At 34.5% G+C, this 25,709-nt stretch carries 28 protein-coding genes and 5 pseudogenes; 14 read left to right on the plus strand and 19 right to left on the minus strand.

What is annotated here, in order from left to right; translation table 11 throughout:
- Positions 1–20 precede the first annotated feature (20 nt).
- From V7024_RS19955 to V7024_RS19965, 3 genes are all read right to left on the minus strand, one after another.
- The gene (locus V7024_RS19955; RefSeq protein ID WP_335523101.1) at positions 21–1,940 is read right to left on the minus strand and encodes an LTA synthase family protein; all 1,920 of its coding nucleotides are present in this window, start codon (positions 1,938–1,940) and stop codon (positions 21–23) included.
- Positions 1,941–2,201: 261 nt separating this feature from the next.
- The gene (locus V7024_RS19960) at positions 2,202–2,690 is read right to left on the minus strand and encodes a hypothetical protein (protein WP_335523173.1); all 489 of its coding nucleotides are present in this window, start codon (positions 2,688–2,690) and stop codon (positions 2,202–2,204) included.
- 214 nt (positions 2,691–2,904) lie between these two features.
- Positions 2,905–3,381, minus strand: coding sequence for a glutathione peroxidase (locus V7024_RS19965; protein WP_335523104.1), 477 nt, complete (start codon positions 3,379–3,381; stop codon positions 2,905–2,907).
- Positions 3,382–3,594: 213 nt separating this feature from the next.
- Here V7024_RS19965 and V7024_RS19970 point away from each other — a divergent pair, with 213 nt between their 5' ends.
- Together V7024_RS19970 and V7024_RS19975 are read left to right on the plus strand one after the other, a co-directional pair.
- On the plus strand, positions 3,595–3,816 hold the full coding sequence (locus V7024_RS19970; RefSeq protein WP_196060679.1) for a DUF3925 family protein: 222 nt from the start codon (positions 3,595–3,597) through the stop codon (positions 3,814–3,816).
- A gap of 88 nt (positions 3,817–3,904) precedes the next feature.
- Complete coding sequence (locus tag V7024_RS19975; protein WP_335523108.1) at positions 3,905–4,876, plus strand: MBL fold metallo-hydrolase; 972 nt, start codon at positions 3,905–3,907, stop codon at positions 4,874–4,876.
- A 76-nt stretch (positions 4,877–4,952) separates the two neighbouring features.
- Here V7024_RS19975 and V7024_RS19980 read toward each other — a convergent pair.
- A pseudogene (locus V7024_RS19980) lies at positions 4,953–5,330 on the minus strand (DUF3600 domain-containing protein); the annotation flags it as partial.
- A 61-nt stretch (positions 5,331–5,391) separates the two neighbouring features.
- On the opposite strand from V7024_RS19980, the gene V7024_RS19985 reads away from it, so the two are divergent.
- Positions 5,392–5,991 carry a hypothetical protein gene (locus V7024_RS19985; RefSeq protein WP_335523112.1) on the plus strand — a complete coding sequence of 200 codons (600 nt, stop codon included), beginning with the start codon at positions 5,392–5,394 and terminating at the stop codon, positions 5,989–5,991.
- A gap of 78 nt (positions 5,992–6,069) precedes the next feature.
- Positions 6,070–6,633: an ABC transporter permease gene (locus V7024_RS19990; RefSeq protein WP_335523115.1), complete on the plus strand. Its 564-nt coding sequence runs from the start codon at positions 6,070–6,072 to the stop codon at positions 6,631–6,633.
- A 212-nt stretch (positions 6,634–6,845) separates the two neighbouring features.
- On the opposite strand, the gene V7024_RS19995 is transcribed toward V7024_RS19990, so the two are convergent.
- The 4 genes from V7024_RS19995 to V7024_RS20010 all read right to left on the minus strand — a co-directional run bounded on the left by V7024_RS19995 (position 6,846) and on the right by V7024_RS20010 (position 11,152).
- On the minus strand, positions 6,846–8,015 hold the full coding sequence (locus V7024_RS19995) for a DEAD/DEAH box helicase (RefSeq protein ID WP_335523119.1): 1,170 nt from the start codon (positions 8,013–8,015) through the stop codon (positions 6,846–6,848).
- Positions 8,016–8,034: 19 nt separating this feature from the next.
- Complete coding sequence (locus V7024_RS20000; protein WP_335523122.1) at positions 8,035–8,562, minus strand: hypothetical protein; 528 nt, start codon at positions 8,560–8,562, stop codon at positions 8,035–8,037.
- Positions 8,563–8,652: 90 nt separating this feature from the next.
- Positions 8,653–10,341 (minus strand): formate--tetrahydrofolate ligase, encoded by a 1,689-nt coding sequence (locus V7024_RS20005; protein WP_335523123.1) that lies wholly within the window; start codon positions 10,339–10,341, stop codon positions 8,653–8,655.
- A gap of 130 nt (positions 10,342–10,471) precedes the next feature.
- Positions 10,472–11,152, minus strand: a complete 681-nt coding sequence (locus V7024_RS20010) for a class I SAM-dependent methyltransferase (RefSeq protein ID WP_335523126.1) — start codon at positions 11,150–11,152, stop codon at positions 10,472–10,474.
- Positions 11,153–11,362: 210 nt separating this feature from the next.
- Here V7024_RS20010 and V7024_RS20015 point away from each other — a divergent pair, with 210 nt between their 5' ends.
- Positions 11,363–11,701 carry a permease gene (locus V7024_RS20015; protein ID WP_335523129.1) on the plus strand — a complete coding sequence of 113 codons (339 nt, stop codon included), beginning with the start codon at positions 11,363–11,365 and terminating at the stop codon, positions 11,699–11,701.
- A 185-nt stretch (positions 11,702–11,886) separates the two neighbouring features.
- Entirely contained in the window at positions 11,887–12,489 is a 603-nt protein-coding gene (locus V7024_RS20020; RefSeq protein ID WP_335523131.1) for a hypothetical protein, read from the plus strand.
- Positions 12,490–12,614: 125 nt separating this feature from the next.
- Here V7024_RS20020 and V7024_RS20025 read toward each other — a convergent pair whose 3' ends face one another.
- The 4 genes from V7024_RS20025 to ytfJ form a co-directional block, all read right to left on the minus strand.
- Positions 12,615–12,827, minus strand: coding sequence for a hypothetical protein (locus V7024_RS20025; protein ID WP_438824488.1), 213 nt, complete (start codon positions 12,825–12,827; stop codon positions 12,615–12,617).
- 68 nt (positions 12,828–12,895) lie between these two features.
- Complete coding sequence (locus tag V7024_RS20030) at positions 12,896–13,216, minus strand: hypothetical protein (protein ID WP_335523133.1); 321 nt, start codon at positions 13,214–13,216, stop codon at positions 12,896–12,898.
- A 53-nt stretch (positions 13,217–13,269) separates the two neighbouring features.
- Positions 13,270–14,046 carry an oxalate:formate antiporter gene (locus tag V7024_RS20035; RefSeq protein WP_335523136.1) on the minus strand — a complete coding sequence of 259 codons (777 nt, stop codon included), beginning with the start codon at positions 14,044–14,046 and terminating at the stop codon, positions 13,270–13,272.
- A gap of 161 nt (positions 14,047–14,207) precedes the next feature.
- Positions 14,208–14,633, minus strand: coding sequence for a GerW family sporulation protein (gene ytfJ, locus V7024_RS20040; RefSeq protein ID WP_098916390.1), 426 nt, complete (start codon positions 14,631–14,633; stop codon positions 14,208–14,210).
- A 128-nt stretch (positions 14,634–14,761) separates the two neighbouring features.
- On the opposite strand from ytfJ, the gene V7024_RS20045 reads away from it, so the two are divergent.
- Positions 14,762–15,547: a GNAT family N-acetyltransferase gene (locus tag V7024_RS20045; RefSeq protein WP_335523141.1), complete on the plus strand. Its 786-nt coding sequence runs from the start codon at positions 14,762–14,764 to the stop codon at positions 15,545–15,547.
- A gap of 67 nt (positions 15,548–15,614) precedes the next feature.
- Here the strand turns inward: V7024_RS20045 and V7024_RS20050 are convergent, their stop codons facing one another.
- The 4 genes from V7024_RS20050 to V7024_RS20065 form a co-directional block, all read right to left on the minus strand.
- Positions 15,615–15,917 (minus strand): antibiotic biosynthesis monooxygenase family protein, encoded by a 303-nt coding sequence (locus V7024_RS20050; RefSeq protein ID WP_335523144.1) that lies wholly within the window; start codon positions 15,915–15,917, stop codon positions 15,615–15,617.
- Between the two features lie 112 nt (positions 15,918–16,029).
- Entirely contained in the window at positions 16,030–16,908 is an 879-nt protein-coding gene (locus V7024_RS20055; protein ID WP_335523147.1) for a phosphotransferase family protein, read from the minus strand.
- Between the two features lie 52 nt (positions 16,909–16,960).
- Positions 16,961–17,404: a GNAT family N-acetyltransferase gene (locus V7024_RS20060; protein ID WP_335523150.1), complete on the minus strand. Its 444-nt coding sequence runs from the start codon at positions 17,402–17,404 to the stop codon at positions 16,961–16,963.
- Positions 17,405–17,426: 22 nt separating this feature from the next.
- The gene (locus tag V7024_RS20065) at positions 17,427–17,912 is read right to left on the minus strand and encodes a GNAT family N-acetyltransferase (protein ID WP_335523153.1); all 486 of its coding nucleotides are present in this window, start codon (positions 17,910–17,912) and stop codon (positions 17,427–17,429) included.
- Between the two features lie 279 nt (positions 17,913–18,191).
- On the opposite strand from V7024_RS20065, the gene V7024_RS20070 reads away from it, so the two are divergent.
- The 3 genes and pseudogenes from V7024_RS20070 (at position 18,192) to V7024_RS20080 (ending at position 20,766) form a co-directional block, all read left to right on the plus strand.
- Positions 18,192–19,094, plus strand: coding sequence for an ABC transporter permease subunit (locus V7024_RS20070; RefSeq protein ID WP_335523156.1), 903 nt, complete (start codon positions 18,192–18,194; stop codon positions 19,092–19,094).
- Positions 19,091–20,137: an ABC transporter permease subunit gene (locus tag V7024_RS20075; RefSeq protein WP_335523159.1), complete on the plus strand. Its 1,047-nt coding sequence runs from the start codon at positions 19,091–19,093 to the stop codon at positions 20,135–20,137. The genes V7024_RS20070 and V7024_RS20075 overlap by 4 nt, the downstream gene beginning before the upstream one ends.
- Positions 20,138–20,152: 15 nt before the next feature.
- Positions 20,153–20,766: pseudogene (locus tag V7024_RS20080) on the plus strand (DUF1648 domain-containing protein).
- A gap of 43 nt (positions 20,767–20,809) precedes the next feature.
- On the opposite strand, the gene V7024_RS20085 reads toward V7024_RS20080, so the two are convergent.
- Positions 20,810–21,241: a GNAT family N-acetyltransferase gene (locus tag V7024_RS20085; protein WP_335523163.1), complete on the minus strand. Its 432-nt coding sequence runs from the start codon at positions 21,239–21,241 to the stop codon at positions 20,810–20,812.
- Between the two features lie 242 nt (positions 21,242–21,483).
- Between V7024_RS20085 and V7024_RS20090 the strand changes: the two are divergent.
- From V7024_RS20090 to V7024_RS20100, 3 genes and pseudogenes are all read left to right on the plus strand, one after another.
- Positions 21,484–22,152: pseudogene (locus V7024_RS20090) on the plus strand (PLP-dependent aminotransferase family protein); the annotation flags it as partial.
- A gap of 139 nt (positions 22,153–22,291) precedes the next feature.
- Positions 22,292–22,429 (plus strand): annotated as a pseudogene (locus V7024_RS20095) (nitrate reductase); the annotation flags it as partial.
- 36 nt (positions 22,430–22,465) lie between these two features.
- Complete coding sequence (locus V7024_RS20100; protein WP_335523166.1) at positions 22,466–22,882, plus strand: GNAT family N-acetyltransferase; 417 nt, start codon at positions 22,466–22,468, stop codon at positions 22,880–22,882.
- A gap of 117 nt (positions 22,883–22,999) precedes the next feature.
- Here V7024_RS20100 and alr read toward each other — a convergent pair whose 3' ends face one another.
- Positions 23,000–24,175 (minus strand): alanine racemase, encoded by a 1,176-nt coding sequence (alr, locus tag V7024_RS20105; protein ID WP_335523168.1) that lies wholly within the window; start codon positions 24,173–24,175, stop codon positions 23,000–23,002.
- 166 nt (positions 24,176–24,341) lie between these two features.
- Between alr and V7024_RS20110 the strand changes: the two genes are divergently transcribed.
- Positions 24,342–24,803, plus strand: coding sequence for a DinB family protein (locus V7024_RS20110; protein ID WP_335523170.1), 462 nt, complete (start codon positions 24,342–24,344; stop codon positions 24,801–24,803).
- Positions 24,804–24,830: 27 nt separating this feature from the next.
- On the opposite strand, the pseudogene V7024_RS20115 reads toward V7024_RS20110, so the two are convergent.
- A pseudogene (locus V7024_RS20115) lies at positions 24,831–25,679 on the minus strand (stage II sporulation protein P); the annotation flags it as partial.
- Positions 25,680–25,709 lie beyond the last annotated feature (30 nt).

Consider the following 25,709-nt stretch of genomic DNA (forward strand, 5'->3'; position numbering starts at 1 on the left):
CCCAGGCACCGGGTTTTTCGTTATTTTTTTTCCTCTTTAATTGCTGTTTTGATCGTACCTGATTTTACTTTATTTCCATCAAAGAAGCGTAACAAGTCACCTTGAATAATATTATCGGACATTTTCAATTCTGTTTGTGCTCGATTAATAAGTGGTTTTGCCTCTTGTTCTGGCACTTGAACGACTTGACCATTTTGACGATTGTAGAATGTGTTGTTGTAATAAATATATTTGTCTGTAATAAAGCTTCCATCACGTTCTACAACGAATGGTTTGCGTTCTGGTGAAAATAAATCATGACCAAATTCAATATCATTAGAAGTATCAACTCCTAATAAGTTAAGAATTGTTGGTTTTACGTCCACTTCACCAGCAGGAGCGGTCATTGTTTTCCCCTCTGTTTGACCTGGAACATGAATAAATAATGGTGTACGTTGCAGTTGCATGTGATCATATGGAGTAATTTCATTTTTCCCTAAGAATTGCGCCATCGCACGATTATGGTTATCTGAAATACCGTAGTGATCACCGTAAAATACGATAACTGAGTTGTCATATATTCCCGTTTCTTTTAAGCGTTCAATAAAATGTTTTAAAGCTTCATCTTCGTAACGTGCTGTAACAAAATAGTTATCTAATGTTTCGTCACCTGAATTAAATGGTTCAATCATTTTAATGCTGTCATCATACGTAAACGGGAAATGATTCGTTAACGTAATAAAACGAGTGTAGAACGGCTGTTGTATCTTTTGTAATTTGTCCACAGATTGATCAAAAAATTCTTTATCCTTTAATCCCCATCCTATTTTATTCTCTGGTGTAACTTTATAATCTAATTCATTGTAGAATCGATCATACCCTAAAGACGGATACATCATATTGCGATTCCAGAACGTAGCATTATTCGCATGGAATACTGCTGTATAATAGCCTTGCTGATGTAAAATTTCCGGAGTTGCTTCATACTCGTTTCCAGCATTCGTAAAGAATACAGAACCGCGGTCTAACGGATATAAAGAATTATCAATCATAAACTCTGCATCAGATGTTTTTCCTTGTCCTGTCTGATGATAAAAGTTTTCAAAATAATAACTTTCCTTTTTAAATTGGTTTAAAAACGGTGTAACTTCTTTTCCATTTACTTTAGAATCAATTAAAAAAGACTGCGTTGACTCTAAAGAGACCACAATGACATTCTTTCCTTTTGCCATTCCAAACATATTTGGATCAGGTTTTACATCCACCGTCTTCATATAATTTTCGGCTTCTTGAATTTTACTTCCATCCGCAAATACTTTTTGTGAGCTTGTCTTTACTTGCAAACCAAGATCGTATACTTGATGAACATATAATCCAAGGTTTTTCACAAGCATCACGCGATCGAATGAACGAGTTAATAATTCAGGACGTTCTTTTTCCGCAAAACTAAGGTTTACCATAAAAATTGCGATACAGATTAAAAAGTATAGTGACTTCATAGAGCCAGATACACGTTCTGTTTTTGCAAAGTTCGGCTTCTTTTTCGCAATGTAAAATAAAACGATAATATCTAAAAACATTAATACAAATTTAATGTTTAACAATGCTTTGACACTAGATCCTAATCCATCCATATTTGACGTTTGCATTAAAACTGGAAGTGTAACAAAATCATTATAAAAACCATAAAACATCACATTACCAATTAAGATAATGGTCATAATAAGGTTAATAACGATAGCTATATAATTCCGTTTTTGACCCTTTGCAAATAGTGCAAGTCCAACTAACACTAAAGAAGACGCTAATGGACTAATAAAAAGGATCCATTCCTGCATAGCAGATTCTAGCTTTAAGTCAAAACTAGTTCGCGTAACAATATATGTTTTTAACCAAATCAAAATAGCGACTAATAACGGAAAACGCATATTTTGAAATTGTTTTTTTAACGCTTCTTTCATTTCTCTCTCCCTCTCTGACTGAACAGTGGTAGTCTAATACCTTTTCATTATATTTATGGCTTTTTTCTCACCGACACATTGTATCGAATACATTTGTATTCCGTGTGAACTTTTTCTTTTTTTTTCATGTAAAATGAATACATAAAAAAGAAGCTCTTCTATACGAGCTTCTTTTTTACTATAGTTCTTTGAAATTCCATCCTTAGGAAAGTCAATACAATTATCCACACCGAGGAACCACCTTGCTTATTGCCCTATATGTTAATTTTTCTTTGCTTCTATTTTTTCTTTTACTTTTTCAGCTTTATCTAAAGATTCCCCAATCTCTTTTTGTTTTTCACTTACTTCATCAACGCTATCTACCGCTTTAATTGCTTTATCAATTCCTTGTTCTTCTATTTTCTTTCTCTTTTCTTCTCTCGTTATTTCTTTTTTCTCTATATCTTTTGCCTTTTGCAACATATCTTCAGCATTGGACTTTACAGCTTTTTCAAGTGTCGTATCTTTTTTTGTATTTATCACTTGATTCGAGTCTTCTATCGCTTGTTTATAATCTCCACCTTTTAATGCGCTCGCACCATGCTCCATCCATTTTGCAACTTTCATATATGTTTTTGTTTCATCAGTAGATTTTTCTTGGTCGGCTTTTTCAAACCACATAATCGCATCACTATACTTCTCATCTTTCAATGCCTTCATACCTGCTTCAACGTGCGCATCATAATTACTAGCACTACAGCCAGCTAACATAATCAATAAACATCCTATTGTAAAAATAAGTTTTTTCAAGCTATTTTCCCCCTACAACCTTATACTACTATATTATTTCCGAATGCTCTTATTATCAAATAGAAACTTTTCTATGCAATCTATATAAATCTATTTTTGTTTTTCAACATATAAATCGCTCCTATGCATGACTAGTCCGCATAAAAAGAAGCTCTTCTAAATGAGCCTCTTCTTTCTATAGCATCTTTTCAATTTCCTTTTCTAACTGCTCTGGTTTCGTCTGCGGTGCAAAGCGATTCACTACTTTACCATCACGCCCTACTAAAAATTTTGTAAAATTCCACTTTACCGCTTTCATTCCTAATAATCCTGGTGCTTGCTCTGTTAAGTAGTGAAATAATGGATGGGTGTTATCGCCTTTCACATCAACTTTCATAAACATAGGGAACGTTACACCATAATTTAACTCGCAAAAATTCGTAATTTCCTCTTCTGTTCCAGGTTCTTGACCTCCAAATTGATTGCATGGAAACCCAAGTATTTCAAATCCTTGTTCTTTATACTTTTCATACAAATCTTGCAACCCTTTATATTGCGGCGTAAAACCGCATTTACTAGCAACATTCACAATTAATACTACTTTTCCTTCATATTTACGTAACGACTTTTCTTCTCCTTTAATTGTTTTTGCTGAAAAATCATAAATTGTCATATTATATCGACTCCTTAAGCTCATATACTCTTATATATTTATCATAAAATGTATAGTGCACATTGTCTAATAAGAACGCTTTATTTTTGTTCAAAAATTCGTCACATTTCACTAGACATTTTACTTGGAAAGTTTTACAATAAAAGTGTGAACAAAATGTGACGGTTTACTTTCTAAATTGTGACATTTTCAATTCCATTATTAAAAATAGGGATGGTGTTGATAATGAAAACTGCACAACGTGAAAAGCTTTCTAATCGTGAGTTTTATTTCGTATTATACATGATGATGTTATTTGTTTTAGGATGGTTTATGGATGTTAACGGTATTTTCTTAAGCAAATACTTTACACTAGCAGGAATGATTACTCTTCCAGCAATCGGTGGTCTTGTCGGCTACTTTATTATGTCGCTTAGCAAACAACAAAAGAACTAAACGTATTACATAAAAGCAGAAAACGATGTTTCGTTTTCTGCTTTTTCTTTTATAATAAAAGAATAATAGGATACAAGGAGTGATAAACTTGAAAAAAGTAGAAAAACTATCTTCACAGCTATATCTTATCGACGATTACGACTTACAACATGAACAACGTACAGGTACATATGTTTTACTTGGTGATGAAATTACGATAATTGAAACGTGCGCCTCACCATCTGTTCCTTATATGTTAGATGGATTACAACAGTTGAATATCCAACTGGCCGATGTAAAAAATATTATTGTTACACATGTTCATTTGGACCACGCTGGTGCTGCTGGCTTAATGATGGAAAAATGCCCAAATGCAACGCTATTCGTTCATTCTAGGGGCGCTCGTCACATGATTGATCCAACGAAACTCATTCAAGGTGCAAAAGCTGTTTACGGTGATTCATTTGATAAACTCTTTCATCCCATTTTGCCTATTCCAGAAGAGCGTGTTCACATCGTACAAGATGGTGAAACATTGCAAATTGCCAATAACCGGACGCTAACATTCTACAATACACCAGGTCATGCAAAGCATCACATTAGCATTCATGATTCTTTAACAAATGGTATATTTACAGGCGATACGATTGGTATTTACTACCGTCAATTAGCCGAGCTAGGTGTTGAACTTTATTTGCCTACAACATCTCCTACACAGTTTCAACCCGATGCGATGCTAGCTTCAAAAGACCGTATTCAAAATATGAATGTCGATTTTATCTATTTCGGTCATTATGGTGCCTCTTCTCATATTTCTGAAATTTGCACGCAGCTAGAACATTGGCTCCCAATATTTGTTGAAGCAGGAGAGCAAGTGTTTGAACATGAACAAAATTTTGAAAAAGCAAGCCAAGAACTGTCCGATTTATTACTTAAAAAAGTTTCATTACATCTTACAAATCAAGGTGTTCCAACGTCACACTCTATTTATGACTTGTTAAAACTTGATTTAGAAATCGGTGCTATGGGAATTATTGATTATTTGATAAAAAGAGAACAAACAAAAACAACTTCAAATTAAGAAGTATCTTGTCGCTATAGCAAAAAAGAGTCCATTTTTCTTGTCCTGGACTCTTTTTTGATGTTTATTCGATATATTACTTTTGTACTTTTTCACTGACATAATTCATGAAATGATCCGCTTCTTGAAATTCTATTTTATATTTTTCAGGAATCACATCTATCGTTATAGGTTCACTAGATTTCATTTTTGCTTGTATTTTTTCATATGTCATTTGAGCATGTATGTATTGCTCAAATTCTTCAGGAGTTAACACTTCTTTACTTGATTTCTCTCCGTTTAACTTATCGAAATACGGTTGAATAACCATAGAAGCCTTCATCATTTCCTCTTGTTTCTCTTGAGAAAGTTGATCGTAATCAATATTACCATTTACATCTCCATACTTCATTTTTGCATCTAGTAGTCCTTTTAACAATGTCGTAAACTCTTTATACTCTTTTTCTCCCAATTCCAGTGATGATACAATTCCTCTTACTTCTTCTTGAGAATAATCATGTAAATACCGCAGGATGATGACTTGTTTCAATAATTGTTTACCTAAACAATTATATTCATCGGAATGGATGCTTTCTTCTCGTAATATACTGCGTCAAATGAGAAGAAATAGTCAAATTGCTAGTATTTTAATAGTGGGCATACACGTATTAATCATTGGATATATTATAATAAGTTCATTAAAGGAAGGAGAAGAAACCTTTCTAAAAGAACAATATCCATTTGATTTAAGTATTATTTCCCTTAATCCTACTGAAGATAAAGGTTTTTCACCAAAACTTTTTTCACAGTTACAACAGATAAAAGAATTAGAGAATATATACTTTACTAATTCAGTGCTATTATCTACACTCAATTTACCTACCCATGCGACAGGAGGTAATCCTGAATTACTTGTTAATGAACAAAAACAAGCTATGCTTGGAATTCAAGGAATTAGGTTTCCACTTGTAAATGAGCAAGGAAAAATAACAGTTGTTGATGGAACTATTAATGAAGAAGACTTAGGTCAAAATGGTGTCATTTTAACAGAAAAGACTAGTAAACAATTAGGATATAAGATTGGAGATGAAATAGAGATAGGGAAATTTGATGATGTAATAAATGGTAAAAGATAGGAAACAAAGACTTTTATTTTAAAAGGTATTATCAAAGATGAAAAACTTGATTATACACTACTAACAACTGCCAATATTATGTCACAACAATTTGGTATAAACTCCCTATATAAAATCCAAATTAATATAAATAATCCGGAGAAAAGTTCAGAAATTAAAGCTAACATAAATAAACTTCTAAGTGATTCTGCCTATTCTACTGCTATTTTATACGATCAAAAACAAGAATTAGAAAAATTAGAAAAACAATCCAAACAACGCTTATTGATTTTATCTGTAACAGTTCTCTTGATTATTTTAATGGCAGGTATAGGATTAATGAATAATACTGCTAGTAGTATTCGAGAAAGAATACTGGAATTGGCAATGCTTCGCGCACTAGGAAGTTCCAAAGGCCAATTAATGCGTATCTTATTATTAGAAAGAGTTTTCATTACTAGTCTTGTTGGCATTATTTCTATCCTTATCGCCACGCTTATAGGCTGTATGTTTATATTAGCTCTAGGATCTCCAGTTACTAGTATTCCTATTAATCTAATTTTGAGTCTAATAGCAGCTAGTCCACTACTTGGTCTATTATCTGTATTTATTCCTGCTCTATGGATAACCAGACAAAACATTACACAAATGTTAACAAAGTAATACAGCTCAACTTTATAATCAGTATCTCTAAAGCTAGATTCAGGAGTAATTAATAGTTGAACCAATCCCGCATTAACAGGCAGTAAGACTCCCACCTAAAAAATTCAGCGAAAGCAAAGAAGTTAGGTGGGATATCAACTGCCCGTAAAAGCCCGATTGGTTCAACTAATAATCAGTGGGGGATGGACCACCCCACTGATTAAAGTTTCACTTTATCTAGGTTTTTTCTTCCCATTAAACGCTGGTTTCTTTTTCTTTGGCGCTTTCGGCTTCGAATCAACAAACGATCCTTTAAACATTTCTTGCTTGTTGAACTGAATACCCAGTTTCTTCGCAAATTGAAGTAACTTCTTCTCTTCTTGCGGTGTTACAAGGGAAACAACCGTTCCTTCTTTCCCCATACGTCCTGTACGTCCCGAACGATGAATATATTGATCCAGTGTATCTGGTAATTCTAAATGAATAACATGCGTTAAATCATCAATATCTAATCCACGCGCTGCAATATCTGTCGCTAATAAAATCTCTACTTTGCCTTGACGGAATGCACGCATTGTTGCTTCACGTTCTTGTTTGCTCGCTTCCGCATGAAGTGCCGCTGCTTTCATCTTACGGAATTTCAATTTCTCAGCAATTTCATCTAAACGGAACGGATCATTTAAGAAAGCAACTGCTTTTACACCACCAGTATGCATAATTTTACGTACAAAATCATTTTTTTCTCGGCGTTCACAAACGATATACGTATGTTCAACAAGACTCTTCGTTTCTGTTCGTTTCACACGAATCAATTGCGGCTGAACTGCAAAATCACGCGCTACTTCTTCTGCATCTTTTGTCATTGTTGCCGAGAAAAATACGACTTGACGATCACGCATTGTCGATTTAATGACATCGGATACGGCATCGATCATCTTTTGTTTTACAATTTGATCAAACTCATCAAATACAATTGTTTTCACTTCATGCATTTTCAATTTCTTCATGCGGATTAGTTCTAAAATTCGTCCAGGTGATCCAACGATCACTCGCGGATGTTTCTTTAACTTCTCTACTTGACGCTTAATATCTGCACCGCCAATTAAAGATGCACCCGAAATCTCAGTACCTGCAGTAAACTTTTGTACTTCTTCATGAATTTGCATCACAAGTTCACGTGTTGGCGCTAAAATAACCACTTGAGGTTGTTTCACTTCAGGGTTAATTTTATGTAAAAGTGGTAATAAATACGCTAATGTTTTACCTGTTCCTGTTGGAGATTCAGCAATAACGTCTTGTCCTTCTAAAATTGTTGGAATAGCTTGCTTTTGAATTTCAGTAAACTCTTTAAAACCAGCCTTCTCCCAAGCTTGTTGCAAAAATGGTTGCATTTCTTTTATCATTTCTTTTTCTCCTTTATCTCTATTTTTGAAGAAATTGTTGTATTATCCGCATCGTTTCTATCATATGAGAAATAACAATTATTAAGTCATCGACATGGTCTTCTGTAATCGCTTTTTGAAATAAGATGCCTACTTTATTATGATATGAAATCGCTTGCTTATTATATTCGTATGAAATTTGCTGCGTAATCATTCGTTCTTTTCCCCATATGGATTGTAGCAACGCTTCGATTTCTTGGCAATCTTTTTCTGGATACCCAATAGGAAATTCAAAGAAAAGGTTCATTTCACAACCAGGAACAAAATTTGGTACCGCTAATATCTCACCTGATAAATTCTTTGCATTAACTGATAATAAAAACGTCGCTTCCACTAATGGCTCTATATATTCTGTAAGCTGAAACGAAATGGTATATGTACGACTAAGTGATGCCAAATCCATTATATCTTTTCGATTCGTTACAATGATGTCACCATGTAAATCAAAATCATATACAGCTCCTTCAACGACAACTTTTAAATTTTCAAAAGCAGTTGGATCAAACATATATTCCTCCAAAAAACAAGCGCCTTTCCATCGAAAGGCGCCGTATGATGTACGTATAGTTTACCGATAAAAGAGAAGAAATACAACCTTTTAGAATAAACCTACTGCTTTTCCATCTTCATTTACATCCATTTGCAGAGCAGCTGGTTTCTTTGGAAGGCCTGGCATTGTTAACATTGTTCCAGTTAACGCTACGATAAAGCCAGCACCAATTGATGGTTTTAACTCACGAATTGTCACAACAAAGTCTGTTGGACGTCCTAATTTTGTTGCATCATCAGAAAGAGAGTACTGTGTTTTTGCCATACAAATCGGTAAGTTGCCCCAACCTTCTTCAGCAAATTGCGTTAATTGCTTACGAGCTTTTGGCGCAAATTCAATATCTTTTGCACCGTATACTTTTTGAGCAATTGTACGAATTTTCTCTTCTAACGGAAGCTCTAAATCATATAAAGGCGCGTATGTATTCTCACCTTTTTCGATTACTTTTAATACTTTCTCTGCCAGGTCAACACCGCCTTGGCCGCCTTTTTCCCATACTTCTGTTAAAGATACTTCGTAACCGCGCTCATTGCACCACTCTTGTAAGTATGCAACTTCTTTATCTGTATCTGTAATGAATTTGTTAATTGCGATAACAAATGGAACACCGAATGCTTGAATTGTTTCAACGTGTTTTTGTAAGTTTTCCATACCTTTTGCTAACGCATCAACATTCTCTTCTTTTAATCCATCTTTCGCTACGCCGCCGTGCATTTTAAGAGCACGAATTGTTGCAACAATAACAACTGCTTCTGGTTTAATGCCTGCTGCACGTGCTTTAATATCTAAGAATTTCTCAGCACCTAAATCTGCACCAAAACCAGATTCTGTAATCACATAATCACCAAGTTTTGCTGCCATTGTCGTTGCGATTACACTGTTACAACCGTGTGCAATATTAGCAAATGGGCCGCCATGAATGATTGCTGGTGTATTTTCTAACGTTTGTACTAAATTTGGTTTTAACGCATCTTTCAATAATAACGTTAACGCACCTTCTACACCTAAATCTTTTACTGTTACAGGTTCATTATCCATGTTATAAGCTACAACGATGCGAGCTAAACGTCCTTTTAAATCCTGTACATCTGTCGCTAAACAGAATACAGCCATAATTTCAGATGCAACTGTAATATCAAAGCCGTCTTCACGCGGCACACCTTGTACTGGTCCGCCAAGGCCGATTACAACATTACGAAGTGCACGATCGTTTAAATCTACACAACGTTTCCATACGATTTTACGCGTATCAATGCGCAGATCATTTCCTTGTTGAATGTGGTTGTCAATAAATGCTGCAAGTGCATTATTTGCTGTTGTAATCGCATGAATGTCACCTGTAAAGTGAAGGTTAATATCTTCCATTGGTACAACTTGCGAGTAACCTCCGCCTGCTGCACCGCCTTTTAATCCCATAGTTGGTCCAAGAGATGGTTCACGAAGCGCAATCACTGCTTTTTTACCAATTTTATTAAACGCTTGTCCTAAACCAACTGTTACCGTTGATTTTCCTTCCCCTGCTGGAGTAGGGTTGATTGCTGTAACTAGTACAACTTTTCCATCTTCTTCGCCTTGTAAGCGCTTAAAAATATCAAGAGATAACTTCCCTTTATAATGACCGTACGGCTCTAATTCTTCTTCTAAAATTTTCAATTCTGCTGCAATCTCTTGAATTTTCTTCATACTTGCTTCTTGCGCAATTTCAATGTCAGATTTTACTGTAGTTGTTGCTGTCATATTCCCTAATCCCCCTTTAATTGTTTCTAAAAATATTGTATCAGTTTTTTGTATTTTCTGCACTTATAATCCAACTATAAAGGAAAACTTCCATAAATGCAGATTTACTACCCGTTTATAGCAAGAGAAGTTACTTCTTTTGAAACATAAATACCCACATAAATGTTAAAGATTGCTGCAATTCAAGCGGAAGTTGTCCAATCATCTTTTCATTTACTCCACGTTTATATACTCCCATTCCATCAATCAAATATAACCCTTGCTCCTGTGCAAGTTTTTGAAACTCCCATGGCATCATTGTGTTACAAACGACATTTTTTCCATATAAACGCGGATAGCTATTCTCACGCGGTTTTGCAGTTGGTCCTAAAATAGCAATACAGGCATAACCTTCTTTTCTTAACACTCGTTTTATTTCTTGCAATGCTTGAAGAGGTGCTTCGGTCCATTCTAATGAATTTACCGCTAAAACAGATGCAAACTCCTCATCTTGAAAGGGCAATGAAGTAAGATCACCCACAATAAACGATAAATGAGAATGTTCACCTCGCTTTTTCCCTTTTTCAATCATTTGCTCCGATAAGTCGACACCACAAGCTTTATAACCAGCTTTACTTAGTTTGTATGTACCATATCCATCCCCGCACCCTACATCAAGAACTGTTTCTCCACTTCGTATATATTTTTGGAAAAACGGAATAATTGTACTGCGGCTGCCATTATCCCACATTTCTTGACTATTTTGATTCCAAAAATCCGCATTATCATCCCATTTCTGCTGCGCTGCTTCATGCCAGTTAAACTTCGTCATTCTTCTCCCACCTTCCCATTTTACATCTACGTAAAAGTCATTCTACACCATTTTACATTTTTCCTGTTTATTCTTAAGAAGAGATGGATAATATAGCAACAGATCATTATTTCTCCAGTTTTTTCTTTGGTTGCATATAAATAATAAGCATGTTTTCTTATTTAATAAAAAATACTAAGCATACCCTAATTCGAAAGAGAGGGACATTCCTTGCCGAAAAAACGAACACATCATCTAAAAAGCGGAGAAAAACAGGAAGAATATGCGATAGAAATTACTCCTCAGCGACTTCCAATTAGACGTCGTCGTAAAGAAATTCACAAAGAAAAAGAGCGAACTGACATCGGTGCAATTGTTGGATACGTTGCATTATTTCTCTCTTTATTTTCAATTGCTTTCTATCCCATTACACTTGGATCACTTTCCATTTTAATTGGACTTCTTGCCGTTCATTACGAAGCAAAAACACTGGGATATACAGCCATTGGATTCGGAGGATTTTCTTTACTTTTTAGTTTATTATATCCATTCTTCTTATCAGCACTATAAAAAACACTTGTTTGATACAAACTATGATACAAGATATTTACACAATGGGAAAAAGGAGTGAGTCTATCACTTCTTTTTCTCATATACAACTTATATTTTCATAATTCATTTCAAAGCTAGAAGTTTGTCCATTTCAAAATTAATTAGAATACATATACTATGTAAAAAAGGGGTAATCTAACAATTTGGAAAATGAAAAAGTAGCCGTCTCCGTCGAAATAGATGGAAAGAAAACAACTATTAAACAGCCTGTACATGAGAAAATGAAAATTGTAGTTGTGATCAATAACCAATTTACCAATGCACCAAATACTACACAAATCGCAAGCGGCGCCGGTCGAAGCAGTGCGGCAGGAAATAATGCAGCTCTAGATTCATCAAACACAGAGCAACAAGAAAGTGTTGGTGCAGAAGGAAAAGCAAAAAATGAAGGTATGCAAGGCAAGCAGCGCGAACCACATGAAAAAGATAAAAAATGCTGCGTGGACAATGAAATTGTTATTGTTCTTAATAATCAAATTCATCTTACTGATGATAACAACACGAGCGAAACTGAATCCACCTCTTCAGCGACTCAAGTAGCGAGCGGCGGTGGCACATACAGTGCAAGTGGTACAAACTCTGCAATTGAAAGTTCTAACACAAAACAACAATTTTCAGTTGGTGGTTCTAAAGGTTCTTTAGGGTTCAACAGCGGAATGAATAGCGATCAAATAGAAGAGTCTTCCAAAAGTTTCAATAAAAAGCAACAACTTTCTGACGACGGACCTAAACTTTTTATCTCTTAAACTCTTATATACTCTTTCCAACTAACGAAAAAACTTCACCTATTTCTTTGCAATTTCATGAAGGATTTACTTTGTCACACATAAGGGATGTAGCCATTGTTACATCCCTTTGTGCGAGGTGCTTATTAACGAAATAACATCACATAACCGCAGTTGCTACAATGATAGGCAGTAATTTCTTGAAACACTGGATAGTTCTCCTCATTTCGCTGTTCAATGAATACTTTTTCAAAGCGATACATATTCGGTGCATATGCCCAGTCTTGTTTTGTACGAGCATATAAGGTGGACGAAAAAAAGTCTTCTCCCCCGCAAATCATGCAAATCTTGTTCAACATAACTCCCCCCCCTAAGCTTGTCTTATCCTAACTATATGAAAGAGAGTACAAAAAAAAGACCTTCTAGATTAGAAAGTCTTTTCAGAGGAAAAGAGAAACATGCCCAATACTCCAATAGCGCTATACGTTTTCTTTTTCTCTGTTTCTGTTTGAAACGTCTGCTCTATCTTTATAAAAAATACACCGTTTCGAACATCCTTACTTACAAACTCCAATTTCTCTTCCTTTTGCTCTTTTTTCTGCGTACAATTAAAATCCACTTCATTACACACAATTGAATATTTGTTTTCTAAGTGCTTTTGAAAATCTGCTTCTTTTGGGCATGTTAATAGCATAATTGCGACAAGTATAATACTACTAATACCTATTATTATAAAATTCTTCTCCATCTTGTCTCCTTTCCAAAAAAGAAAGAAAACTTGACTCATATCGTCAAGTTCTCTTAATCCATTATCCACTGCCACTCTTGTTCTTTCTTCTCAAAGATAAGCCATCCTGTTTTAGAAGCTTCACTTTTCAAATCTTCTAACCCATCTAAAACTTCATCCGTACTTTCATAAGAACCGATGACATAAACAGGAATCTCTAAACCGCGTCTTGATTCTATTTTTCCTGCTAAGTCTAAGTATAAGCCATCTTCCATAAATGGCAGAAGTTCAAGAATAACCTCTTTTGAAATTGCCGGATAAATTTTCGATTTTTGAAAGAATGCAAATCGTTTTTTTCCAAATGAGCCAAGTTTATAAGGAATTACCTTACTAAGCATGCCTACAAAGTCCTGCATTCTTCGGTAATATACTTTATTATACCAGCCATCATCGTGAGCAAGATAAACAAATCTATTTTTCAGAAGCGGGAAAAAAGGCTTCCCAAGTGGTTCTTTTTTGTGTGCCAAATAAAGCAATTCTGCAATTTCTTTTGGCTCCAATTCATCCAAGTCATTTACATCATCAAAATCAATCCAGCAAAATTCCTCAAACCCCTCGACATCTGCTGAAATTAATTTATGAATATTCTCTTCTTCTACATATTCGAATAAAGTATGATAATGAAAATCCGTCCATTCAAAACTATGCTTTAAAAGCAACATTTGATGAAGCGGTGAAGGAATATTACTTGCAAACTCCTCAAACGTAATTCCAGATGTAATAAAACAATGATTGCGACGATTACCATTAATATAAATCATATTTTTGATTTGGTCAGATCCTCCAGACAAAGCACCTAGCCACCTTTGTTTTATATGTTTCAATACTATAGGATATTTTATCACGAAAATTTTTAGAAATATAGAAAAAACTATAAAAACTATTTACATTTTTATGAGTTTTATTACATCTCCATTACAAGAAAAAATGCCTGTTTAAAAACAGGCATTTTTTATGCGATTTCATCTGGATTTTTTGGATAATGTGAATGATCTTGCTTTTTATTATTTTGAAACATCGACTGAATTTTATCAATGGTTTGCGGTGCAAGTTCAATTACTTTCTCTGCCAGATGCGTTGCATTTTGTAAATGAAGAATATTTACACCATCTTTATTTACAACAAGAAAAGCAACCGGTGTAATAGAAACTCCACCAGCACTACCACCACCAAATGCTGGTTGAGTTTGTACCTTTTGTACATCATTTGTGGAAAAATCTGATCCACCTGCCCCAAAGCCAAATGCTACCTTTGAAACAGTTAATACAATGCCGCCATCAGCTGTTTGAACAGGCTCACCGACAATTGTATTTACATCAACCATTTCTTTCAAATTCTCCATCGCTGCTTTCATCAGCCCTTGAATTGGATGATCCACCGTTCATAACCTCCTTTTTCATATCCTTCCTAGTTTTTCCTAAACATTGTGAACTAAACATAAATTTTTGTTGATTTTCAAAATAACACGTACTAATATTTAGAAAATACAAAAAAGGGGGAGCAAACATGATTCGCAAATTAACAAAACATGATCATGAACAGGTAATTACTTTTTTAAAGAATGAAGCTGCATTTAACCTATTCTTAATCGGTGATATTGAGGCATTTGGATATGATCAAGATTTTCAAGAACTATGGGGACAATTTACGATAGAAAATGAATTACACGCTGTCTTATTGCGTTTCCATGATTCCTTTATTGCTTATGCTCAAAATTCGTTTCAGCCAGAGGTGTTTATTAATCAATTCCTTAACTATGAACATATTAAACTCTCTGGAAAATCAGAGATTATCGAACAGTTTGAAAATATCACGAGTTTAAAGCTTGGTAAAAAACTGCAGACATACTTTTGTGAATGTACAACTGTAAAACAATTAGTCAAAGATACAAGCAAAGAGGGGATAAAAATAGCAACTCTTGAGGACGTAGATCGTATTATGTATTTACGAACACAAATTACTGAATTTGCGTTGGCAGACAATAGCGGGAAACTCCTTCGCCAAGCGATTGAAACAAACACAGGCCGGACATATTACATAGAGAACAATGGTGAAATCCTCGCATGTGCGTCCACATCTGCTGAAAACTCGTTATCTGCTATGGTTGTTGGTGTATGTACACACCCAAACCATCGCGGAAAAGGATATGCTTCGCAAATCGTAAGTAAAATGATTCTAGATTTTATCGCGGAAGGAAGAACACTTTGTTTATTTTACAGCAATCCTGATGCTGGACGAATTTATAAACGTTTAGGTTTTGAGGATATTGGAACTTGGACGATGTATCGCTAAAATGAAACTGCCATCAGCATAGGATACCTTCTTTCCTACTGATGATGGCAGTTTCATTGTATTAAAGTTAAATCCTTTCTCTTTCCACATACTGAAAATGCTCTACAATTGGAAACGGCTCATAAAAGTGGTGTAATCTCTTCTTCCACTCTTCATACTCACTCGATTTTCGAAATTCTTCCGTATGATCCTCTAAGGTCTCCCAATTCACTAATAAAAGGTAATTCTCCTGGGTTTCTATACATTTATGAAGTGTATGACCACGGTAACCTTTCATAGAAGAAATAATGTTAGAAGCCTCTTGAAAGGCATGTTCAAATTCACTTTCCATTCCAAGCTTTACTTGGAGCATTGCTGCTTCTAATATCACCACTATCATCTCCTAAATTTTTATTACATGTCGAAATTTACGAATTCCATTCTTCTCGTAATAAACCCATTATCCCTGTATCGTAATACTTTCTATATTACGTATATCCTTCTTAGATGTAATCTTTTATCCCCTGTTCAAATGCTTTTCTATCATTATTCCTTAACCCAAATAAGGCTTCTTCAAAAGCAAACGTACTTCTATAAAAATTCATTCTATCCATCACTTGATCAAAATTCGGATACAGCGATGAAAACTCCTCAAAAAAATGACTTCCATAGCTAGATAATAACCCTGCAAAATCGTATGCCGGATCACCAATACCCGCCCCGCCAAAGTCAACAATCCCTGAGATTCTCTTCTCCTCACCATCATACAAAATATTTGTCATTCCAAAATCTCCATGAATAAGACATGGCTGAAATGTAAAATGACTGTTATCACTTAAATAGGCTTCAAAAGATTGAGAGACATCTTGCCTTGCACTTTCCTTCATATAAGAAAACAATTTCTCTTTCAATTGAAAATATAAACTTTCTATTTCACTATATATATCAGCAGTATTTCCTTTTAGAATTGGAGTAATTTCTGCCACTGGTATACTATGTAATTCTTTTAAAAAATTAGCTAGTTGCGCTGCACTTGTACTTTTTTCTTCTTCGGACAACTGAAGAAATGTTCTATTCCAAAATGGCTCTCCATTAATTTTGTGATAACCAGAAAATACTTTCCCAAGCTCCATTGGTTGAAAATGCTGATAGCTTGGACGAGGGATAGAAAGTGAAACATAGTTTTGTATTTTCTCTAACAGCTTTGTCTCAGCAATGAGTTTTGTAATTCCTTCTTCATATTTTGGAAAACGAAACAGTATATTTTCATTTACAATTAGTACATCGTTATTTTGACCAATATCATTTACATAAGCAGTCTGAACATCAAGATTCGGGTAAACCTTTTCCAAGTATTGAACATACCTATTTTCTCTTACCATTGCTTCACCTTCTTGACTCTAATTATTACGAAATTCTACTTTTCTTCCCAATTTATTTATCCTCTCGTTTCAAACTCATAACAATTTGCCTCTCAACGAATCCCAGTTCTTTATACAACTCTTTCGCAAAATTCCCTGCAAATACATTCAAACGAATTTCTGAATAGCCTAACTTATCGAGTTCATCAACCGCCGCTCTCATAAGCTGGCGTGAAAGACCTTCTCCACGATAAGGAGAGAATACATACAATTCATAAATAAAACCCAGTTCTTCTCCAGAAAAATAGTCTTTATTGCTTCCGATTAATATCCACCCTTTTAAAATATCACCTTGTTTCATAACAAGATAATATGCTCCTTTTTCTAAAAGGGGCATCGTAATTTCTAGTACTTTCTTTTGGCTAAACTTACTCGTTTTCATCGTCCCTTCATATAAAGACTCAGCCGCGTGAGCTAAAATTTTTTTCACATCACTTTCAGTTGCTCTTTGGATCATAAGAACCTCTTCCCTTCCTCTATTAAACATGCAATACCATTCTTAATGTTTTCAATATATACCCATCAAAGTCTTCTTCAAACGCATCTACCACTGCAAATCCTTTTGCAGTATAAAATGCTTTTCCGATTTTATTCTCTGACTCTACATTAATATATATCTTCTTGACACCTTCTAATATTGTAATTCCTTTACGTAATAGCGCTGTTCCTATACCATTCCCTTGATATGCTGACAATAAGTATATCGCTCCTAACTCAGCCTCATTTTGATACTTTATTGGCGAAAAATTGGCAAATCCTGCGATTTTTCCGTCTACTTCTCCTACAAATAAATGTGAATGTTGTAAACGATGCTTCATCATGTCATGAGAATAAGCCTGCTTTAAAAAATTCTCTTGTACTGCTGCCGGAATAATGTCTTTGTATGTATCGTTCCAAGAAGACTTGGCCACATATTGTACAGATGGAATATCTTCTTCTTTCATCTCACGAATCACAAAATTCATAGAGATTCCTCCTACTTCTTTTTATACATCTTACAAATCATTCATCAAGCTGTTTAATAACTTGGTACAAATGACTTATCTCCTCGTCGCTTTCATTTCTTCCCATTCCTCACGAATCATTCCCATCCGAATTGAATCATAATACTCTCCATTTAAAAAACTAGATAACCATTATATTTTTTACTAGTTTCATTTATTATAATATTTTTTCTGAAAAATCAAAACAAACAGCTAATTATTTTGTATAATATTGTAAATATATGTTTTTGGAGGGGTTTTATGTTAAGGAAGATATGGAAATTTTCTATACAACTACTAACTGTTATAATTACGTTACTTATTTTATTAAATATCCCCACTCTATTTATAAACGAAAGCGGAAACATTTCATTTCAACCAAGCAAATTCATACACGCCATCATTAATATGGGAAAACAAATTTTTTCTTTACAATCCCTTACTTTTCAAATTCCTACACCTACAGGTAACTTGAAAACAGTTCCCTTGTTTCCTAGTGTTTTAGAACCATACATTTATTCATTTACTATTTTATTTGCTGCCCTATCACTTTCTATATTTGTTGCAGTAAGTATTGCTTATTTATATTTTTTATCATCAAAGTGGATCAAAAATATAATACAGCGCACTGTTTTCGTATTGGAAGCCATACCCGATGTAATGATTATGATCTGTATACAAATGTTTTTTATATGGTATTTTCGTCAAACAGGTGAATTGCCAGTACATATTATGACATTCAATGAAAGCAAAGCGTATATACTACCTATTATTTGTTTGTCGATACTCCCTACCATTCAAATGTTCCGAATGATGATACTGTACATAGAGGAGGAGCGTATAAAACCGTATGTAGAAGTTGCCTATGGGAAAGGCCTTTCATCGAGCTATATCATCCGTATACATTTATTTAAAAATATTTTCATTCACCTATTCCATCAGTCAAAAATGATTTTTGTCTTTTTACTTTCCAATTTATTTGTACTAGAATGCGTATTTCACATGTCAGGCATTATTCAATTCCTTATTTTCACAAATCATTTTTCACCATCCATTACATTTATTGTACTAATAATGATTGTTATGCCTTTTTACCTTTTGTTTCAAATTTGTTCTTATTTTATGAAAAGATGGCAAACACAAATGAATGGAGAGATTATATGAAGGCTATTTGGAAATCCAAACGTTTTGTACTGGGATTAACATATATTTCCGTACTTGTCATCGCTAGTTTTATTTACGGCTTCTACTTCAAAGAAGATACTTTAAAGCCAATGAGACTGTTATACGATGAGAACGGAGACTTAATTGCCGCTTCACCATTTTCCCCAAAGCAAATGCCTCCACTTGGTTCAGATCGCTTTGGGGAATCTATTTTCTTTCAAATATTAGATGGAGCAAAATTTACAATTTTATTCGCAATTGGAATTAGTCTATTACGTGTTTTACTCGGTACAATACTTGGTATGTTATTAAGCTTATATGTAACGCGTTTAAAATCTTTTGTAAAAACATGTACCGAAGTATTTTTTTATTTACCAACCGTTTTTGTGGCATATTTATTAATGCAACCTATGAACAAAATGATTTTTTCAAACTTAGATAATAAACTCGAAGTGAATTATTCTCTTCTAACTTATCAAGCTATCGTTCTCGTCCTTGTTGTTTTACCAACTATAACAACATATGTATCTTCTGAAATTGATGAATTTATGAAACAAGAATATATTTTAAGCTCACAACTTATGGGAGCAAGCCGCATACACATTGTTCGTACACATTTACGTGTGTTACTTAAAGATCGCCTCTTCGTATTGTTTATGCAGCATGTTATCCAGACCCTTCTTTTAGTTATCCATCTTGCACTGGTGAACCAATTTATCGGAGGGGTACAAAAGAAAAGTGCAGATTTAGGAGAAGATAAATTTATTTCACTTTCTAACGATTGGGCAGGACTTATAGGTCTCAACTATTTTGAACTAAATGTATCTATGTGGATTGTTTTTAGTACACTTATTGCTTTATTTTTAACGATTCTTGTCTTAAAACTAATGACAACAGGAATTCAAGATGCCTTAGCAAAACAAGAATATTCTATTAAAAAGATTGAAAGAAAAACAGAAACATCTCAATACAAAAAGGATAAGCACTCCTTCACCTTCGCACAAAAAGAAGAACATCCTTATCGTTCTCCTGTAAATATGTAAAAAGAAGGGATTTCTATAAAAAATAAATTCGGCTTCATTTTACTATGTATAATTATTACAACAAACATCATCCTATACTTTTTCTTACCGCCTGAAGTTGTCACAAAGTGGGATTTTAATGGAAATCCCACTTCTACTCTAACGAAAGGAGCACATGTAACAATTGCTTTTGTCATGCTTTATCGCTTTTTTAATTGAAGGTTTATCACACATGATAGAAGATACACGTTTTTTCAAATGGATTGGAAATGCAGTATTGCTTTTCCTTTTCTTTACCGACATGACTCTCTCTATTTGCACTTGGATACAACCTTCCACATGAACATCTCATGTTCTCAGCTGTTGGATTGCTTTTCATTATTTTTGGATATTTCATCATGAAAATTGATGCAAAAAGTTCTACTATATCCTATCAGTGGAATAGCAAGGATCTAGAGAAAAAAGCACAAAATATATGTGGCATTTCTATTTTATTAGCAGGTTTATGCATCGGGGTTTCATCATTTGTGTTCTCCCCTTCTCTTATGCATTATGCTCTTCTCGGAACAATTATCATTATGACCGTTGTTATCATTGGAAGTACGATATATTTATACATAAAAGATCAAAAGCAGTCTTCTTCACTATAAATCGAACTCTTTGTATCAAATAAAGCAGGGGATATCCCCTGCCTTATTTGATTTCCTTCCAAAACGAATAACTCACCTTTTTATACCCTTCTCTCTCATAAAAACGATGGGCATCTATTCTTGGAAACGCTGAAGTAAGTACTACACAAGAACAATCATTCTCTTTCCCCCATCCCTCAATATAGGCTAGCAATGTTTCACCATATCCTTTTGAACGATGGGCTTCTGCTGTCACAAGATCATATATATAAACATGTTTCTTATTATAAAAATTTGTACAAATTGCCAACCCTGCCAAGCTAACTACTTCTCCTTCATGATTGTACAGAGCAAATAGACGATAATTTTCTTCTTTCATTCTTTCTAAAAGAGACAGTGCCTCTTCTCTAGAGAGCTTAGGTCGCAGCTGTTGTAATACTGGTAACACCTTATAAAATTCTTGTTTTGTTTTTACTTCATGTACAAGTTCATTCATATTCTTTCCCTCCAACTATTTATCAAAAATTCAAAATGTTTTATGATTGTTATTATAAAACTCATATACCCCTTTTTTAAGTGACAGTTTTCTTCTTTTTTACAGGGGCAGCTTGAAAGGTGATAACAATGGAGCTTACCATCCCTTTAGACTCAAAAAACAAAACACCTCTTTATATACAAATTTACAACTATATAAAAAAAGAAATCTTGCAAGCAAATATTGAAGCCGGTAGTCGACTACCATCTCATCAGTTTCCATATGGAATGATTATGCCGCTTTCCCGCCGAATGGAGCTACTAAAGTGGGCAAGTGAAAATGATGGCTATATTATAGAAGATGATTATGACGGCGAATTTCGTTATACTGGAAAACCTATTCCTTCCTTACAAGGATTAGATACAAATGGACGCGTTATTTATATGGGAACATTTTCGAAATCATTTTTACCTTCAATCCGAATGAGTTATATGGTTCTTCCGCAAACTTTACTAGCAAACTATCAGCGTGATGGAACCATTTTCAAACAAACTGTCTCCAAAATACAGCAACTTACGTTTGCAGCATTTATGAAAGAAGGATATTGGGAGCGGCACTTAAATCGAATTCGTACTGTATATAAAAAGAAACATCACTTCTTAGTACAGACCATTCAAAAAGAGATGGGACCTCTAGTAGATATCATAGGCTCTGATTCTGGTCTTCATATTGTATTACACGTTCATAACGGGATGAATGAGCAAGAGCTTATTCATTCCGCTGCAGAACATGATATCAAAGTATATCCTTTATCTTTGTATGATGCAGTAAATGATTTACAGAAGGAATCTTACGTATTAATGGGCTTTGGAGGGCTATCGGCAGAGGACATTCTCTGTGCTATACAATTATTAAAGAAAGCTTGGTTTTAGGTAACATACACAAAAAGTGCTGTAAACGATGTATTTTATTTGTTTACAACACCTTTTTTATTCTGTCCCAGCACTTACCCGCCTAAAATATCCCTATTTTACCTATAAATATTATATAATGATTTTGAATGAATTTTCCGAAAAAGGCTATGAGACTATCTCCTCTCTTCCAATCTTGGCACATTACAGAAAACCATATCGATATTTATATCGTTTACTTTCTGTTCAAGGAAGTGTGGACCTAGACGAGTGGATGGAACACCCATCTTTCTTTTAATTATCAAACAACACAATATAAAAAGGAGAATACAAGATGCAAATTCAAAACAAATGGAGTAAAAAAGACAGCGATTATATTAGAAAACAACTCATTTCTTTCAATAACTCGCAAGTTTCAGGAAGTAAACAATCACCTCTAAAAGACGTCTGTTTAACAGTAAAAAATGAGAATGAAGAAATAGTAGCTGGTTTAATCGGTATTATTTTTTGGCAATGCCTACACGTTGATATTTTATGGGTCGATGATAGCCTGCGTCACCAAGGTTATGGCAGTAAACTTCTAGTAGAAGCTGAGCGAATAGCGAAAGAAATAGAGTGTACGCTCATCAAACTTGATACTTTTAGTTTCCAAGCACCTGAATTTTATAAAAAGCATGGCTATGAAGTATATGGTGTTATAGAAGATTTTCCAAAAGGACATACTCACTATTACTTACAGAAGAGAATTTAAAATAGAAAATTCTTAAGCTATACAAAACGGATAGATAACACAGAAACTACTCTGCTTTATCTATCCGTTTCTTTTTTCGCCTATATAGAGAAAAATCAGGTCTTAATTATTTAAGCATCATTTTCTTCTTAATGGATTGATAACACCAATAATTTTATCATTTTCTTTATATACACGCGGAATTCTTCGATCTAACATACACGTTACTTCATAATTAATTGTTCCTAACATATCGGCAACTTCTTCTACCGCAATCTCTTCATTACCTTGCTTACCGTAAAAGACAACCTCATCTCCAACTTGGACAGGCATCGCTTTCGTTACATCGAGCATAAGCTGATCCATACAAACGCGGCCAATAATAGGTACTCTCACACCATTGATGAGCGCATACCCTTTACTTGACAATTGACGACTAAATCCATCCGCATATCCGATTGGAATCGTAGCAACCCACTCTTCTCCTGTCGCAACATACGTATTGCCATAGCTTACCCCTCTTCCTAGTTTAGCCTGTTTCACATGAACCACTTTGGACTTTAATGTTAAAATCGGCTGAAGTGTTACTGTTTTATGATCCACTTCTTTCGATGGATACATTCCATATATCCCGATCCCAACGCGAACCATATTTTGAAATTCATTATTTAGCTCCATTGTTCCTGCACTATTCGAGCTATGAATAAGCGGCAAATGAATCCCCATATCTTTTGCTGTATTTACAGCTTTCTCAAATAAATCTTTTTGCATCAACGTATATGCTTTATCTACTTCATCAGCTGTAGAATAATGAGTAAATATTCCTTCCACTTCTACATGTTGCATTTTTTGCAATTCTTGCAGAAACGGTACCACTTCTTCTTCTTGTAAACCAATCCGGCTCATACCAGTATCAATTTTAATTTGGATACAGGCTTTCTTTTGCAGACGCTCTGCTATGCGCTCGATATTTCTTACATCTTCAATTCTATATACAGTCATCATAATATCGTATTCAATCGCGTCTTCTACAGCTTCCTCTGGCGTATATCCCAAAACTAAAATTGGTACTGTTATACCTGCTTCACGAAGTTCAATTCCTTCATCTACAAAAGCAACTGCAATATGACTTACTCCCGCTTCAATCGCCGCTTTTGCAACTTGAATAGCACCATGACCATACCCATTTGCTTTTACAGCTGCCATCATCGCAACATTTTCATCGTTTACACGTTTTTTAAATTCTCTTACATTATGTTTTACAGCATCTAAATTAATTTCAACAATTGTATCTCTTCCGTATCTTGAAATCATCATTTTAACTCCTAACTGAATAATTCCATTCTCCTTATCGTTCAATAGGACCTTTAACACTATAATACTTTTCATTTTCCTAGTCAAACTACTAGAATCTTCAGAATCTTAAGTATGATATAATACCCTTAAAATCTCATTATAAACAGATGTGAGGGGAAATACAATGTTTGTTCAAGCTGCACTGCACCAATTAGAACTTGCGATTCATTCTACAATACAGATGTTAGAACAGGTTACTTACGCTGAATTGCAGCAACAACCGCTCAAAAATAAACGCTCTCTATTTGAAATCTGTACGCATCTATCTCTAATTTGCCGTGCTGATTTTCTAATTTTAAACGAAGCATCAAAGGAAGAGTTAGATTTATTTTACATACAACATATACCACTTACGCTTGAAGAAATTCAACAAACAATGAAAGAAGGTTTCCATCTTCTTTCTAAAACATTTCAAACCTATTCCTTAACAGAACTTGAAGAAGTCACCCATTCCTACTGGGGCGCTTCCTACTCTCGATTTGAATGGTTACTTGAAATTGTTGCTCATTTTTATCATCATCGTAGTCAGTTACATACTTTATTAACAGAACATGTAAAAGATCCTCAAATTTCTTTGTTCGAATAAGAAATTTAAGGACCACTTCACTACCTAACCAATAATAAAGTAAAGTCTTGCATATGACTTCCCATTAGTCAATTTTGTCGTAACATTCTTGCGCTGATCGTCTCGGTGAATATCAATTGGAAACGCGATTTCTTTATTTTGAGCGAGAGCTTCTTTTACATATCCATGTGAAGCTTTATAAGCTTGATACCATTTCATCTTTTTCTGTGCCAATAAATCTCCCCTATTTGTTTTGTCATGCAAGGCTGAAATTCCTTGTCCTTCTAATTGCTGTTTTAACCGCGCGCCAAGGAGTGACACATTTACATCTGGACTTGATGCTTCATCTGGAATTTTCGCTTCAGGTAATAATGGTAAAAATGACTCCCAACTATGTGTATGATAAATAAATACAGTGTTTTTTCCTTTTATACTATTCTCTTTCTTTTGAACGGGATTATTTTTTTCTGCTTCTTGAATTTTTTCTTTATTCACTTCACGCTCTTTTGTAATCTCTTCTACTGGAATACTTGATTCATTCGGTATATTTGTATAGTCTGTTCCTTCTCCTGCTACAAGAATGTCAGAATAATAGTTTGCCATTCCAGGTATTTCTTTCCCCATAAACGTTCGAATATCTTGCAAACGTATATCAGTCATTAACGAAAACAATAATGCACCCGCTGGTTCTTGCTTCTTTGTATGAGCATATGCAGAAGAAAAATAACGATTCTCCATTTCCATCATTTGCATAAATCCTAGCGAAGAAACCTTTCCAAACCATTGATTTACATAATACGATTTCATTGCCTGTAACATCGTTGTGCTGAGCGACGCAGCCGCTAAAATAAAAAACGCATAAGAACACAGTAAAACAATAATCTGCTTCCCATGCATCTGAGAATGTATAGTAGGGTAAGAACCCAG

Source organism: Bacillus sp. JJ864 (assembly GCF_036963045.1).
Lineage (GTDB): Bacteria > Bacillota > Bacilli > Bacillales > Bacillaceae_G > Bacillus_A > Bacillus_A pseudomycoides_C.